The organism is Streptomyces sp. NBC_00597, from assembly GCF_041431095.1.
Lineage (GTDB): Bacteria > Actinomycetota > Actinomycetes > Streptomycetales > Streptomycetaceae > Streptomyces.
In genome coordinates this window covers 4,942,549-4,956,997 of the sequence record NZ_CP107757.1, presented here as the reverse complement: position 1 = coordinate 4,956,997, position 14,449 = coordinate 4,942,549, and the positions used below count along the sequence as shown (strand labels likewise).

14 protein-coding genes are annotated in these 14,449 nt (G+C 73.2%); 4 read left to right on the top strand and 10 right to left on the bottom strand.

Going from position 1 to position 14,449, the window contains the following annotated elements:
• Positions 1–123 precede the first annotated feature (123 nt).
• Both OG974_RS22380 and OG974_RS22375 read right to left on the bottom strand, forming a co-directional pair.
• Positions 124–1,470, bottom strand: coding sequence for an MFS transporter (locus OG974_RS22380; RefSeq protein WP_327284442.1), 1,347 nt, complete (start codon positions 1,468–1,470; stop codon positions 124–126).
• Positions 1,471–1,478: 8 nt separating this feature from the next.
• Positions 1,479–2,177 (bottom strand): GntR family transcriptional regulator, encoded by a 699-nt coding sequence (locus tag OG974_RS22375; protein ID WP_328763251.1) that lies wholly within the window; start codon positions 2,175–2,177, stop codon positions 1,479–1,481.
• Between the two features lie 145 nt (positions 2,178–2,322).
• Here OG974_RS22375 and OG974_RS22370 point away from each other — a divergent pair, with 145 nt between their 5' ends.
• Positions 2,323–3,519, top strand: a complete 1,197-nt coding sequence (locus OG974_RS22370) for a DUF418 domain-containing protein (protein WP_327284440.1) — start codon at positions 2,323–2,325, stop codon at positions 3,517–3,519.
• Here OG974_RS22370 and OG974_RS22365 read toward each other — a convergent pair.
• The 6 genes from OG974_RS22365 to OG974_RS22340 all read right to left on the bottom strand — a co-directional run bounded on the left by OG974_RS22365 (position 3,482) and on the right by OG974_RS22340 (position 10,716).
• Entirely contained in the window at positions 3,482–3,811 is a 330-nt protein-coding gene (locus OG974_RS22365; protein WP_327284439.1) for a protease inhibitor I42 family protein, read from the bottom strand. The two genes, OG974_RS22370 and OG974_RS22365, sit on opposite strands and share 38 nt — an antisense overlap.
• An 18-nt stretch (positions 3,812–3,829) precedes the next feature.
• Positions 3,830–5,722: a C1 family peptidase gene (locus OG974_RS22360; protein WP_329314087.1), complete on the bottom strand. Its 1,893-nt coding sequence runs from the start codon at positions 5,720–5,722 to the stop codon at positions 3,830–3,832.
• Positions 5,723–5,957: 235 nt separating this feature from the next.
• Entirely contained in the window at positions 5,958–7,145 is a 1,188-nt protein-coding gene (locus tag OG974_RS22355; protein ID WP_371644217.1) for a hypothetical protein, read from the bottom strand.
• Positions 7,146–7,391: 246 nt separating this feature from the next.
• Positions 7,392–8,870 carry an MFS transporter gene (locus tag OG974_RS22350; RefSeq protein ID WP_327284436.1) on the bottom strand — a complete coding sequence of 493 codons (1,479 nt, stop codon included), beginning with the start codon at positions 8,868–8,870 and terminating at the stop codon, positions 7,392–7,394.
• A gap of 101 nt (positions 8,871–8,971) precedes the next feature.
• The gene (locus OG974_RS22345; RefSeq protein ID WP_327284435.1) at positions 8,972–9,955 is read right to left on the bottom strand and encodes an NADPH:quinone reductase; all 984 of its coding nucleotides are present in this window, start codon (positions 9,953–9,955) and stop codon (positions 8,972–8,974) included.
• Between the two features lie 182 nt (positions 9,956–10,137).
• The gene (locus tag OG974_RS22340) at positions 10,138–10,716 is read right to left on the bottom strand and encodes an NADPH-dependent FMN reductase (protein WP_327284434.1); all 579 of its coding nucleotides are present in this window, start codon (positions 10,714–10,716) and stop codon (positions 10,138–10,140) included.
• Between the two features lie 292 nt (positions 10,717–11,008).
• Here OG974_RS22340 and OG974_RS22335 point away from each other — a divergent pair, with 292 nt between their 5' ends.
• Together OG974_RS22335 and OG974_RS22330 are read left to right on the top strand one after the other, a co-directional pair.
• On the top strand, positions 11,009–11,902 hold the full coding sequence (locus OG974_RS22335; protein WP_371644215.1) for a pirin family protein: 894 nt from the start codon (positions 11,009–11,011) through the stop codon (positions 11,900–11,902).
• A 122-nt stretch (positions 11,903–12,024) separates the two neighbouring features.
• Positions 12,025–12,231: a hypothetical protein gene (locus OG974_RS22330; RefSeq protein ID WP_371644213.1), complete on the top strand. Its 207-nt coding sequence runs from the start codon at positions 12,025–12,027 to the stop codon at positions 12,229–12,231.
• Positions 12,232–12,314: 83 nt separating this feature from the next.
• On the opposite strand, the gene OG974_RS22325 is transcribed toward OG974_RS22330, so the two are convergent.
• Both OG974_RS22325 and OG974_RS22320 read right to left on the bottom strand, forming a co-directional pair.
• Positions 12,315–12,866 (bottom strand): DoxX family membrane protein, encoded by a 552-nt coding sequence (locus OG974_RS22325; protein ID WP_327284431.1) that lies wholly within the window; start codon positions 12,864–12,866, stop codon positions 12,315–12,317.
• A 131-nt stretch (positions 12,867–12,997) separates the two neighbouring features.
• On the bottom strand, positions 12,998–13,669 hold the full coding sequence (locus OG974_RS22320; RefSeq protein WP_327284430.1) for a TetR/AcrR family transcriptional regulator: 672 nt from the start codon (positions 13,667–13,669) through the stop codon (positions 12,998–13,000).
• Positions 13,670–13,834: 165 nt separating this feature from the next.
• Here OG974_RS22320 and OG974_RS22315 point away from each other — a divergent pair, with 165 nt between their 5' ends.
• Positions 13,835–14,374: an SRPBCC family protein gene (locus tag OG974_RS22315; protein WP_327284429.1), complete on the top strand. Its 540-nt coding sequence runs from the start codon at positions 13,835–13,837 to the stop codon at positions 14,372–14,374.
• Positions 14,375–14,449: the final 75 nt, after the last annotated feature.

The window sequence follows — 14,449 nt, the reverse complement described above, 5'->3', positions numbered from 1 at the left end:
GCAGCCGTTGGCCGGATGCCGGGGCCACCGCGGCCGGCGGGCCGGAGGGGACGGGGGTCTCTCCCGCCCGGCGCACGTGGGGGTCCGGCACGGAACGCCCGTACGGAACGGGGTCCTCCCGACCTACAACTGAACGGGGGACGCGTCGGCGCCCCGGCCCTGGGACACGGGCCGGGGCGCCGGCGCGTCCAGGCGGGTGCGTTCGCGGGTCAGCGCCTGGGGGCGCAGGCGCAGGATCTGGGTCAGGCCCAGGAGTTCCACCGCGAAGACCGACGAGAAGGCGATCCGGTAGTCGTCGCCGGTGGCGTCCAGGAGGAGGCCCACCGCCAGCAGGGTCGTCATCGACGCCAGGAAGCCGCCCATGTTGGTGATGCCCGACGCGGTGCCCTGGCGTTCCGCGGGGTTCGCGGGACGGGCGAAGTCGAAGCCGATCATCGACGCCGGGCCGCACGTGCCCAGGACGACGCACAGGGTGACGAGGAGCCACATCGGGGCGTGGGCACCCGGGTACGCCAGGACCGAGGCCCACAGCAGTGCCGTGAGGGCGACCGTGCCCAGGGCCAGCGGGATGCGGGCCGACTGGCGGCGGCCGATGAGTTGGCCGTAGACGAGGCCGAAGCCCATGTTCGAGGCCACCACCAGGGTCAGCAGGCCCGCCGCGGTGGTCCGCGCCAGCCCCTGGTCCTCGACGAGGAACGGCATGCCCCACAGCAGCAGGAACACCATCGCCGGGAACTGGGTCGTGAAGTGCACCCACAGGCCCAGGCGGGTGCCGGGTTCGCGCCAGGAGTCGCGGATCTGGCGGCGTACGAAGCCCCCGCCGCCCCGGCGCACCGGCGGCGGCTCGTGGCCTTCCGGGTGGTCCCGCAGGAAGAGGGTGAGGGGGACCAGGACGACGAGGCCCGCCACCGCGCTGCCCGCGAAGGCCGGGACCCAGCCGACCCCGTGCAGGACGGGGGCCAGCACCAGCGTGGAGACGAGGTTGCCGGCCATGCCGACCAGGCCGGCCAGCTGGGCCATCAGCGGGCCGCGCCGGGCCGGGAACCACCGGGTGCCCAACCGCAGTACGGATATGAAGGTCATCGCGTCGCCGCAGCCCAGCAGGGCGCGGGCTGCGAGGGCCATCTCGTACGAGGGCGAAAGGGCGAAGCCGATCTGCCCGGCCGTGAACAGGACCGCGCCGAGCGTCAGCACGCGCTTGGTGCCGAGCCGGTCCACCATCAGGCCCACCGGAACCTGCATGCCCGCGTAGACCAGGAGTTGGAGGAGGGAGAAGGCCGAGAGGGCGGATGCGTTGACGTGGAAGCGGTCCACCGCCTCCAACCCGGCCACGCCCAGGCTCGTACGGAAGATCACCGCGACGAAGTAGACGGCGACGCCGATGGACCAGACGGCCACCGCCGTACGGCCTCCCGGGGGGTCCCGGAACAGTGCGGGCCCGCTCACCGGCCCGCCCACTGGCGCGCTCACCGGCCCGCTCAACGGTCGGCCCTCCGCACCAGCGCCTCGACGCGGCCCACGTGGGCCCGGACGGCGGCGGCCGCAGTCTCCGCCTCCCCGGCCCGCAGCGCGTCCAGGATCTCCGTGTGCTCGCCCAGCGTCCGCTCCACCCGCTCGGGATGCCCGTGCAGCAGGGCCACGCCCATCCGCAGCTGCCGGTCGCGGAGCTGGTCGTAGAGCCGGCTCAGGATCTGGTTGCCGGCGCTGCGCACGATCTCGGCGTGGAAGCCCCGGTCGGCGGCCATCAGCGCGGGCAGGTCCCCCGACTCGGCGTGCCGGCGCTGTTCCTCGACCAGGGCGGCGAGCCGCTCCAGCAGGCCGGGCGGCGCCGGCACGGCCCTGCGTACGGTGAACTCCTCGACCAGCAACCGCGTTTCGATGACGTCGGCGATCTCCTGTGCGGAGACCGGCAGCACCAGAGCGCCCTTCTTCGGGTACAGCTTCAGCAGCCCCTCGGTCTCCAGCCGCAGCAGCGCCTCGCGGACCGGCGTACGGGACACCCCGACGGCGTCGGCGAGTTCGCCCTCGGTGAGGAGGGTGCCGCCCTCGTAGCGGCGGTCCACCAGTACGGCCTGTTTGACGTGCCGGTAGACGCGTTCGGCGGCGGTGACGGAGGTCGACCCGGTGGTCGGGGCGGTGGTCGCGGCGGTCGCAGCGGTGGGTGCGGCTGATGGCATGCGCACAGGATAGATACATGAACAGTGCAACGGTTTCCCCGTCCGCGATGCGGACCGCGGGCCCGCGCCGCTGCATCGAAGGATGTACCCGGTCTTCGTTCACCCGCAGGACGTACGGGCCACCGCCCGCCGGGACGCTGGAGCCATGGCCCACACCACCCTCCCCGCCCCCGGGGTGACCACGACCCGGCTCCCCCTCCTCGACGTCCTGCGCGGGGCCGCCATCCTCGGCACGCTCATGACCAACGTCTGGATCTTCGCCTCCCCCGGCTCCGAACGGGCCGTGCTCCAGGGCGGACTGACCCTGCCCGACCCGGTCTCCGACCCCTCCGCCGCGAACATCGCCGAGGCGCTCTTCCGGTTCCTCGCCGACGGGAAGTTCCTGTCCCTCCTGACCATCCTGTTCGGGGTGGGCCTGGCCATCCAGTACGACTCCGCCGCCCGCCGCGGCGAACCGTGGCCGGGCCGCTACCCGCGACGCGCCGCGTTCCTCTTCCTGGAGGGCACCGTCCACTTCGTCCTCGTCTTCGCCTGGGACGTCCTGATGGGGTACGCCGTCACCGCCCTGCTCGTGGCCCGGCTGCTCGCCCGCTCCGAGACGGTGCAGCGGGCCGCGATGTGGACCGCGGGCGCACTCCACCTGGCCCTGATCGGCCTCGTGACGCTCGGGAACCTGGCCGAGCCGGACCACGGGCCCAAGGCTGCGGACCCCTCGGCGGTCGAGCTGTACGCCCACGGCGGCTACCTCGACCAGATCGGATTCCGGCTCGACCACGCCCTCGCGCTGCGCATCGAGCCCGTCTTCTCCTTCGGACTGCTGGTCTTCCTCTTCCTCCTCGGCGTCCGACTGCACCGCGCCGGCGCCTTCGCACCGACCGCCGCCGGGCGCCGCATCCGGGTCCGGATGGCCGCCTGGGGCCTCGGCCTCGGGCTGCCGCTCGGCGCCGCCGCCGCGCTCGGCGGCCACGACCTCTTCGTCCTGGGCCGCTACGGCATCGCCCCGCTGATCTCCGTCGGGTACATCGGCCTGATCGGCTGCGCCCTGGACCGGTTCCGGGTGCCCGGGGCCGGCGCCCTCGCCTCCGTCGGGCGCACCGCCCTGTCCTGCTACGTCGGCCAGAACCTGCTCTGCATGCTGCTCTGCTACGGCATCGGGCTGGGCCTCGCCGACCGGATGGCCGGGAGCGGGCCCTGGTGGGTGATGGGCCTGTGGGCCGCGGTGAGCCTCGCCCTGCTCACCGCGTCCCGACTGTGGCTGCGCCACTTCGACCGGGGCCCGCTGGAGGCCGTACAGCACCGGGCCCTCAGGGCGCGGGCGCCGCGCCCCCGTCCGCAGCCGTGACCTCCACCTCCAGGACGAATTCGTCGTACGGGGCCTCCTGCGGGTAGGGCGGGCGGATCTGCGCGAAGCGGATCCGGGCCCGCCCGCCCGGACAGCGGCCGTGGACGACGTACGTCCGCTCCAACGGCGCACCCGGGAGGACCTGCACGGGCGGCGGCGGTGCCTCGTCCACGGAGACGGCGTCCGCGTCCCCGCTGACCTGCCAGGTCCACACGTACCCGCGTGCCCCGCGCCCGGTGAGCCGCAGCTCGTACGACTCACCGGCGCCGAGCGCTACCTTGCGCACCTCCACCCGCGACGACCTCCCCGCTCAGGCGGAACCGATCACCGGCCCCTCGTGCCAGCCCGACCCTCCCCCAGACCCCGTCCAGGAGGTGCCCCCGCGCCAGTAGTGCTGCAGCTGCCGGTCCGCGCGCAGGACGATGACCTCCAGGTTGAACCCGAAACTGCCCTGGAGCATCCCGGTGACCGCGAGCGCGTCGTGACCGAAGACGGCGCTGCGGCTCCAGGCGGAGCCGGAGGCGTTGCCCCGCCACCAGTGCTCGACCCGGCCGCCGGCGCCCACCGCACATAGCTCGTAGTTCCCGGCGGTGTCCTCGTCCAGCGCCCCGTACTGCGCCTCGATCAGACAGGGCGCGGAGGTGATCGCGCTGCCGAAGACCTCACCGGGGCGCCAGACGAAACCGTTCGGGTCGTCGCGCCACCACAGCTGCATCCGGCCGTCCGTACGGGTGGCGACGAGGTCGAGGTGGCGGCTGCGCGTCTGGACCAGGGCGGGCCCGAAGTGGGCGATGCCGGAGGCGAAGCGCCCGCCGTCGTTCCAGGTCCAGGGGGCGCCGTTGATCCGCCACCAGTGGTTCAGCCGACCGTCGGCGGTGCGGACGACCACCTCGAAGTTGCCCGGCTTGCCGTAGTCGCTCTGGATGAACGCCGGGGTCGAACCGATCGCCGCGTCGCCCGGACCGAAGGCGCCGCCGTCGCGCCAGACCCCGCCGGACTGCTCGTAGAAGAAGTGGCGCAACCGGCCGCCGGTGGTCACGTGCAGCGACTCCATGTTCCGGTTGTACGTGGTCCCGGTGAAGGCGGGCTGCCCGGAGGCGTCGTTCGCGTACGCCCGGGCGCGGGCCCACGGGAAGGGGGCGTCGCCCTCGCGCCACCAGTGCTGGAGGCGGCCGCCGTCGGCGGTGGCGAGCATCTCGAAGTTGCGGTGGGCGCGGCCGTTCCCGCTCTCGTACACGTTTCCGGCGTGCAGACGGCGCTTGCTCCACGGATCGATGTTGGTGCCGCGCAGCCCGCACTTGGCCCAGTGGTCGATGTTGACCTCGCCGTAGGCGATCCGCCCGTACCCGCCGACGTGGTAGCCCGGCCCCCAGGAGTTCTTGAACAGCCAGCAGCCCGCGGCGTCGTCGTAGCCGACGATCAGCACGCAGTGGCCGCCCGCGAGGCGGTCGCTGGTGCGGTGGTAGACGCCGGAGCCGAGCCCGAAGAAGTCGTCGTACACGTCGAAGCACGCGGTCAGCGGGCCGACGGTGTCGAGCCAGACCTTCTGCTGCTCCACCTCACCGAGGCGGACGTAGTCGGTGATCCGGACGGTACGGCCCGACCGGTCCCAGCTGGGGGTGTACTCGGCGCGCCAGGCGTCACGGCGGTCGGCCGGGACGGTGGACGGGGGCGGCGAATAGGGCCAGCAGTCCGGGTCGGCCAGACCGCCGTTCCCCTTGATCCAGTCGAGGGCCGTCTCGGGGTTGGAACCCTGGCCACAGGTGGACTTCAGACCGTCGTGGACGTCCCCCTCCGACCGCTCCGCCCAGACGCCGTGCTCGATGCGGGCCATCGACTCGACCAGGCCCGCGGCCCCGAAGGCCCAGCAGGAACCGCACGGGTTCTGGTCCTTGACCTTGGTGATCCAGGGCCAGCCCCAGCGGCTGCGCCAGTCGACGGCGGCGGGACGGCCTCCGACGACCGGTCCCCGCGCGTCGGGCAGCAACCCGTGGGCGGCCCGGCGCCGGGTGAGGTGCGGATTACCGCTCTCGTGCCCGATCAGCTCCCGCAGATCGACGGCGCCCGCCTCCTCGGCGGGCGTGAGGTTCGCCCCGGGCTCCAGGCCGAGGGAAGGCCGCGGCACGGCCTCCTCGTCGGCGAGGTGCTCGATGACGGACCAGCGCGCCCCGTGCTCCACGAGCTGTGCACGCAGCTCCCCCACCGTCTGAACGGATCCTGACTCCGACTCTGATCCTGACTCGACAGACTGCTCCGGCATACCGGCCCCCCAGCTGCAACCGTTCTGATGCGAGACCCGGGAGCGTCCACCGGGCGGTGGGGCGCGTCAAGGGTGTTCACGAGGTCGCGCGGTCGCACGGGGGGGGTGTACGGAGGTCGCCCGTCCGCCCCCGGCATCAGAGGGACACCGGGGGCGGACGGGCGCATGGCGCGCAGCGCTAGTCGAGCGGGGCCGCCGGGGCCGCGGGGGCCGCGGCGGGCATGCCGGGCAGACCGAGGCCGGTGAAGAGGGCGGCCACGGTGGCGCCGAGGTCGGCCACGACGTTCGTGGCCTTGGCCTTGGCGTCGGTCGTGCAGCCGCAGGGGCCGGCCGCCTTGGCGACTTCGTCGACGGACGCCTTGAGGTGGTCGACGGCGGCGGTCACGACGTCCAGACGGGTGCGGTTCACGGCCCGGGGCATCGAGACGGCGGGGACGACCGCCGGCACCGCGGCCGGGAGCGTGACGGGCTTGGCGGCCTCGGCAGGCGGCTTCACGGCCTCGACCGGCGGCTTGGCCACCTCGACCGGAGGCTTCGCGGCTTCGACCGGCGGCTTCACTGCCTGCACCGGGGGCTTCGCAGCCTCTACCGGAGGCTTCGCGGCCTCGGCCGGCGGCTTGGCGGCCTCCACCGGCGGCTTCGCAGCCTCAACCGGAGGCTTCGCGGCCTCGGCCGGCGGCTTCACTGCCTGCACCGGAGGCTTCGCAGCCTCAGCCGGAGGCTTCGCGGCCTCGGCCGGCGGCTTCGCGGCTTCCACTGGAGGCTTGGCGGCCCCAACCGGAGGCTTCGCAGCCTCGGCCGGAGGCTTCGCAGCTTCCACCGGAGGCTTCACGGCCTCGGCCGGCGGCTTCGCGGCCTCCACCGGAGGCTTCACGGCCTCCACCGGAGGCTTCGCGGCCTCAACCGGCGGCTTTGCGACCTCCGACGGCGGCTCGTCCGGCGGGGTGTCGTCCGTCGGAGACTTCGGCAGGACCACCTGGGTCACCGGCAGGTTCGCCGGTTGCTTGGTCGCGGCCCCGGGCGCCGCGGGGGCCGCCGCCGGGGCGGCTGCCGCGAAGGTCTTCTTCAGGCCGGCGAGCGCCGCCTCGATCTTCTGCTTGTGCGCGGCCAGGTCCGCGTCCGCAAGCTTGCCGTCCGGTGACCTCAGGACCTCCCCGAGGAAGTTGGTGACGGGGGTGATCAGGCTGCCGGCGGCCCCCAAGGACTCCACCTGCGCGGTCAGCGCCTCGGCGCCGGGGATGGCCTTCTTCGCCGCCGGCGGGGCCGCCTTGGTGGGGGCGTCGGCGGCACCGGCCAGGGCGGGGGACACGGTCAGCAGCGACACGCAGAGGGCCGCGGGGAGGGTGTAGCGGGTGATGCGGTGCAAGAGCTCACTCCTGTTCAGAGTCGGGAGGGGCACGGGACCTGCCCCTGTCCACTCACCGCCACCCGGTCACATTCGGCAACCGGAAACCGGGCCGCGCACCCCTGGAAATGCACCGCGGACCGGCCGTTTTAGCCCCCGTGACCTGCATGAATCTCTTTCACTCCACTGCTTGCTGCACGCGTGAAGCCATCACCTTGCGTGAGCGTCACGGTGTCCGGGACCTCCACCCCGGCCTGCCCCCCTTGGTCAGGCCGGAGTGGAGGAGTGTTCTGCCTGCCGGTCGGCGGCCCGCGCCCCGGCCCGGCGGACGGAGCGCCGGTCCGGCGCGAGCCCGTACCCGGCCAGGCCGATGGCCAGCAGGAACACCACGCAGGCCGCCTCGAAGGCGAACGCGTACCCGCCCGTTGCGGCGGCCGGATCCCCGGCGGCCAGCAGGGAGGCCGTCCGGGCGTCGGCGGCGGAGGTGATCAGGGCGAGGCTGATGGTCGGCCCGGCCAGGATGGCCGTGTTGACCACCGCCCCGGCCAGCGCGGACTGCTCCTCCGGGACCCCGCTGACGGCACCCACCACCGCGGCGGACATCAGCGTGCCGATGCCGGCCGACAGGATGACCAGGCCGGCCAGGACGCAGGGGGTCGAGCCCGTACGCAGCCCCACTCCGCCGATCAGGAACAACCCGGCGGCGATGACGGCCAGTCCTGCGACCGCCACCGCTCGGACCCCGTGGCGGGCGACGATCCGCCCCGCGACGAAGCCGACACCGAGCAGCATCGCGCTGTACGGGATGAAGGCCAGCGCGTTCTGGAAGGCCGAATAGCCGCGTACCTGCTGGAAGTAGAGGGCCAGCAGGAAGGCGGTGCTGGCGCCGATGGCCGGGCCGAGCAGCGCGCAGACGAGGGCGGTCGCCCGGCGGCGCGAGGCGAGGAAGCCGAGCGGCAGCAGGGGTGCGCGGACGCGCTGCTGGGCGGCGACGAACACAGCGAGCAGGACCGCTCCGAGGGCGAGCGGGGCGAGGACCTGGGCGGCGGTCCAGCCGTGCGGGCCGACCATCACGAGGCCGTAGCCGAGGGTGGAGAGCCCGAGGGTGGCGAGCACCGCACCGAGGAGGTCCACGGGGACCCGTACGGGAGCCGGCCCGGTCGGCAACGAGCGGGGGGCGAGGGCCAGTACGGCCGTGGCCGCGGCGGCGAGCAGTGCGAAGCTCCACCGCCAGGTCAGCCAGGTGACGAGCGCTCCGCTGAGGACGATGCCGACGGCGGCGCCGAGGCTGGCCAGCAGGCCCCAGCGGGCCAGGGCGGCGGCCCTGGCCCGGCTTTCGGGGAAGACGACCCGCAGCAGGGCCATGGCCGCGGGGGCGGCGAGGGCGGCCCCGCAGCCCTGGAGGAAGCGGGCGGCGAGGACGGCGTGGGAGCTGGGGGCGAGCGCCGCGGCGAGCGAGGCGACGGCGAACAGGGCCGTGCCCCGAGAGAACAGCCGACGCTGTCCGATCCGGTCGGTGAGCCGGCCTCCGAGCAGCAGCAGGCCGCTGAAGGCGAGGCCGTAGGCGGCGCTGTCGAGGATGAGGTCGATCCGGCTCAGGCCGAGTTCCCGCTGCATGGCCGGACCGGCGGCGAACGTCACCGACACCGAGGCGTTGAGCAGGAGTTGCACGGCGCCGAGGATCGCGAACCGCGCCCAGGTGCTGCGCGGGGCGGCCAGGGCCCGGGCCTCTGGGGAATCGTCCATGCCGCGAGTCTGGCAGTCGCTGACAGCAGCGGGGGGCGCCGCCGGCTCAGTCCGTCAGGTCTGCCGGCAGCTGCGCCGCCGCGTGCGGGGCGGAGCCGTCGTCAGGACTCCTTCGGCAGCAATACGACGCGGCTGCCGTGCAGTTCGCCGTCCTCGATGCGCCGGTGCGTACGGGCCGCGTCCGACAGCGGGACCCGCTCTACGGAGCGGGCGCGCAGCCTGCCGTTCGCCAGCAGGCGGTTGATCGAACCGGCGGCCTCGGCGAGTTCGGCCGCGGTGGCGTGCGAGATCACGAAGCCGACGACGGAGCCGTCCTTCATGTAGAGCGGCCCGGCCGGCAGGACGGGCTGGGAGCGGGCGCCGGCGAGGAGCACGATCCGGCCGCGGGGGGCGAGCAGCGCGACCGCGCCGGCCAGGTCGTTCGTCCCGGAGGTGTCGACGTGGACGTCGATGCCCTCCGGGCTGAACTCCCGTATGCGGTCGGCGAGGTCCGGGTCCTTGTAGTCGAAGACGGCTTCGGCGCCGAGCGCGAGGCAGTGCCCGGCGTCACGCGCACCGGCGGTGGCGATGACCCGGGCGCCCGCCTCCACGGCCATGACGATCAGGGCGCTGCCCACGTTCCCGGCGGCGCCGGCGACGAGCACGGTCTCGCCGGGGCGGACGCGGCCGTGGGTGAACAGGGCGAGGTACGCGGTGCCGGCGGGGTGCACGACCGCGACGGCCTCGGCGGCGTCCACGGCTGCGGGCAGGCGGTAGAGCCGGTCGACGGGGACGACGGCCAGCTCGGCGGCGGCGCCCTGGCGGCCGCCGTGGCCGAGGCTGTTGCACCAGACGCGGTCCCCGGGGGCGAAGCCGGCCGCTCCGGGGCCGGCCGCCACCACGGTGCCGACCAGGTCGCGGCCGATCACGAACGGGAACTCGACGGGGGTGCGGAAGAGGCCGGACCGTACGAAGGTGTCCACCGGGTTGACGGACACCGCCTCGACCTCGACCAGGACATCCGTGGGGCCGGGGGCCGGAGGGACGATCTCGCCGTAGCGGATGTTCTCGGCGGGGCCCAGTTCTTCGATGAAAGCTGCACGCATGGCGCGATCCTCGCAAGGGCCGGCGGCGTTCGGGCAGCGTGCGGCGAAGGCTTCGTCAACTCCCGGAAGCAGCCGCGCGGCACCGGGATCCGGGCATGGCCGAAGGGCCGCTACGGGGGTGTGAGCGGCCCTTCGGAGAGGGGGGAGCAGTGCAGGAGCTGGCGACTCCGGCCTGGGGTGGATCAGAGGCCGGCCTCGGCGATGGCGCGAGTCTCGCGGATCTTCGTACCGAGCGCGGAGAGCAGCTGCTGGAGGATCTCGACGGTGGTGTCGTCGGTCAGGTTGCCGTGCTCGTCGAAGCGCTCGTGGGCGCGGAAGATCTGCAGCTCGGGCTTGCCGACGACCTTGGAGTCCGTCCACAGGAACATCTGGCGCAGCGCGAGCTGGGCGCGGACGGTGCCGAAGTTGGTCGGGGCGGCGCCGGCGATGGCGACCGGCTTGCCGGTCAGCGAGGAGGCGAGGGCCGGGCGGCTCGCCCAGTCCAGGGCGTTCTTCAGGACACCGGGGATCCCGTAGTTGTACTCGGGGGTGGCGATGAAGAGGCCGTCCGCCTCGGCGATGCGGCGACGCAGGTCGGCGACGGCGACCGGCGCCGGGTCGACGTCGTGGTCGGTGTCGTAGGGCGGGATGTCGCGCAGGCCCTCGTAGATCTCGATGGCCAGGTCACCGGGGGCGAACTTCTGGGCGGCGCGCACGAGGGCGCTGTTGTACGAGGCGCCGCGCAGGCTGCCGGAGATGGCCAGGATCTTGAGCTCGGGCATGAACTGTCCTTCCGCGAAGGTGACATGCGCAGCGAATGCCGTGCCCGGCATGCCCCTGCGAGATGAACGTCGGTGAATGAGCTGGAGTCTGTCCGCGCACGGGACGCACCGACAACGGCGGACGGCCGTATCTGTCATCTATCGGCGGGCGGGTCGGTGCTCAGGACTTGATCGAGGACGGTCTCTCCCGTATAACTGACCTCGAACTGAACTGAACTGTATGGTTCACGTCCCACACGTCAGCTCATCACCGCCGGACCGCGACGACCGCGAACGAACGAGAGAAGGCATCATGACCACCCTGGGTTCCGCCACCGCCACCGCCACCGCGATCCGTTCGGTGGTCGACGTGCTGCAGCCGGTGCACACGCTGGAGGGCGAGGGCTTCCCGGTCCGCCGCCCCTTCCCCACCCCGCGGATCCCGCAGCTGGACCCGTTCCTGATGGTCGACCAGGTCGGCCCGGTGGACCTCGGCCCGGGCGAGCCCAAGGGCGCCCCCGACCACCCGCACCGCGGCTTCGAGACCATCGCGTACGTCCTGGAGGGCGACATCGAGTACGCGGACTCCACCGGCAGCCGCGGCGTCGTACCGCCCGGGGCCGTGCAGTGGCTGACGGCGGGCGCGGGCGTGGTGCACTCGGCCCAGCCGACCGACGCCTTCCGCGCGGCGGGGGGCCTCCAGCACAACCTCCAGATCTGGGTGAACCTGCCGGCCGCCCGCAAGGGACTGCGTCCGCGCACCCAGAACCGCACGGCGGAGCAGATCCCGGTGGTCCGCACCCTGGACGGGTCCTGGTTCAAGGTCATCGCGGGCTCCGCGCTCGGCGTGACCGGGCCCTTCGACACGCAGGTCCCGGTGACGGTCGTGCACGCCTCCATCGCGCCGGGCGCAAGCGCCGAACTCCCGGCGCCGGCGGGCCGCAACGCGGCGGTGTACGTCCTGTCGGGCAGCGGCAGGGTCGCCGCGAGCGAGCTGGCCGACGGGGAACTGGCCGTCCTCGCCGACGACGGCGACACGGTCCACGTCGAGGGCGGCCCGATCGGCGCCGACCTGCTCTTCCTGACGGGCGAGCCGATCGGCGAACCGGTGTTCCGCGCAGGCCCGTTCGTGATGAACACCGCCGAGGAGATCGACCAGGCCTTCGACGACTACGCGGCGGACCGCCTGGGCCGCTACGAGGACTGATCCCGACCCGCACAACAGACCACAACGGGGGGCACCCCGCCGACTCCCGGCGGGTGCCCCCGGTGGCATTTCGGGGCCCGAAGATACGATCTTCGGCAGGTGCAGGGCTCGGAGGGGGCGTCATGAGGCTGTTCTGGCTGGTGTGGCTGGCGCGTCACTTCGGGGAATTCGGCTACAGCCGAGGGCCGTTGCACGGGGCGATCGGCACGGCGGCCACGCCGTTCAGCGCCCTGCTCCTCGGGTACGCCCTGCGGCGCCACGAGGTGGCCGCGCTGGCCGCCGGCGCCGTGGTGGGCGTCGGGGGAATCACCTGGCTGGCCCTGCACTGACACTGCCGCCGCGACGCCGGCGCAAACGCAGGCCGGCGCAAACGCAGGCCGGCACAGACGCAGGCCGGCGCAAACGGCTGCGGTCAGTCGCGCAGGAGGACGACCGCGAGGCCCGCCATCACGCCCAGCAGGACGCCGAGCACGCCGTACCTCGGCCGCGACTCGCGCAGTACGGGGAGGAAGTGGTCCGCGGAGAAGCGGCCCGGCCCGATGAGGGTCAGGGCCACGACCCCGGCCAGCAGCACCAATTCGAGCTCCACTCCCTTGGGGGCGAAGTAGGCGCCAAGGCCCCGCACGGCGAGGACGTTGACGAACACGCCGATCAGTGCCGCACCCGCCAGCGGGGTGAGCAGGCCGAGGGCGAGGCCGAGCCCGCCCAGGGTCTCGGACAGGCCGGCGACGACGGCCGTGGTCTTCCCGGCCGGGTAACCGCTCGCGGTGAAGCCCTTGCCGAACGCGTCGAGGCCCGGGCCGCCGAACCAGCCGAAGAGCTTCTGCGTGCCGTGGCCGGCCATGGTCAGGCCCACGACCAGCCGCAGCACGAGCAGGCCGACGTCATGGGCGACGGTGGTGACGGGAACGGCGGGGCCCGAGGCGGCGCTGAGGAGCGAGCGGTCCCATTGCTGCGACGTCATGAACGTCCGTCCGTTCTTCCGCTCCTGCGTCACCCGTGCGCGACGGCCACCCTAGGACGCCCGGAGGCCATGGCCCCGGCGAAACGGCGGGCGGCAGGCGCGGTGACCCGTTCGGCCCCCTTCGGCCCCGGTCAGACCTCGCTCACGGCGTACTGGTGGAGGAACATGTCCACGCCGCCCTGGACGAGGCGCTCCGCGAGGTCCGCGTCGAGGGCGGTGCCGTACACCCCGTAGACGAGGTGGGGGGACAGGACCAGGCCCGAGAGCTGGAGGACGGCCAGCTCCATGTCCGGGATGCGGAGCAGGCCGCGGTCGTCGAGCCGGCCGAGGGCCGTGGCCAGGGCCGCGTGCTGGCGGCCGGGGCCCTCCTCCTGCCAGGTGGTGCCGAGCTCCGGGAAGCGGTGGCGCTCGCCCGCGATCACGTTGCGCAGCGCTAGCACCTCCGGGGTGGTGAGGCCGGCGACCCAGGTGCGGCAGGCCTCCAGCAGGTCGGTGCGGACGTCGTCCGACTCGGCGAGCTTGGCCTGGATCACCGACTGGGCCACCTCCAGCGCCTCGTCGAGCGTCTGCCCGATCACGGCGTTGAAGAGGTTCTCCTTGCTGCCGAAGTGGTTGTAGATGGTGACCTTGGAGACGCCGGCCTCGGCGGCGAGCTGGTCCACTCCGGCCCCGAAGCCCTCGCGCAGGAACACGGTGCGCGCCGCCTCCAGGATGGCCTCGCGCTTGCGCGCCGCGCGCGCCCCCGTGGGAACGGCCTGGTGGGCGTCGTTGGCGCTGGTCCGTGCGCTGGTCCGTGCGGTCATGTCGATCCCTACTCCTCGGGGGTGCGGGCCCCAGTCTAGATCCCAACTGAACTGTACCGTTGCGTTCAATTGAACTGAACTGTATGGTTCAGGAAGTGGGAGGCGCCAAACACGGCGCCAATACACCGCAGTTGAGACGTTCCAGTCCAAAGGAGGCCCATCCCCATGAGCGACACCCAGACGCCCCTCTTCCGGTCGCGAGCCCAGATCCACGTGTCCGCCACGCCGGCCGAGGTGTACGCCGTGGTAACCGACCTGGCCCGCAGCGGCGAGTGGAGCCCCGAGTGCCTCGGCGGGGAATGGACCACCGGCACCCCCGGCGCGGTCGGCTCGGTGTTCCACGGCGAGAACGAGCGCAGCGAGGACGTCGTCTCCTGGGCGCCGGTGGTGCGCGGCAAGTGGTCGACCTACGCCGAGGTCGTCGCCGCCGAGCCGGGCCGGACCTTCCAGTGGGCCATGCACAACAGCTCCGGCGAGAAGCAGGACAGCATCTGGGGCTTCTCCATCGAGGCCGACGGCGAAGGCAGCCTCCTGGTCCACCACTTCCGGATGGGCGCCGCCACCGAGGGGATCACCGGCATCACCGCCGAGATGGACGGGGGCGAGAAGCAGCAGTTCTTCACCGAGTGGGGCGAGAAGGTGGCCGGCGACCTCGCCACGACCCTCGAACGCATCAAGGTCGTCATCGAAAAGGACCTCGCCTAGCAGGACCCATCCGGACCGGCGCCCGGGCGCCCGAGCAATCCGGTTGGCAACTCACCTCCACCACACCTGACTTGG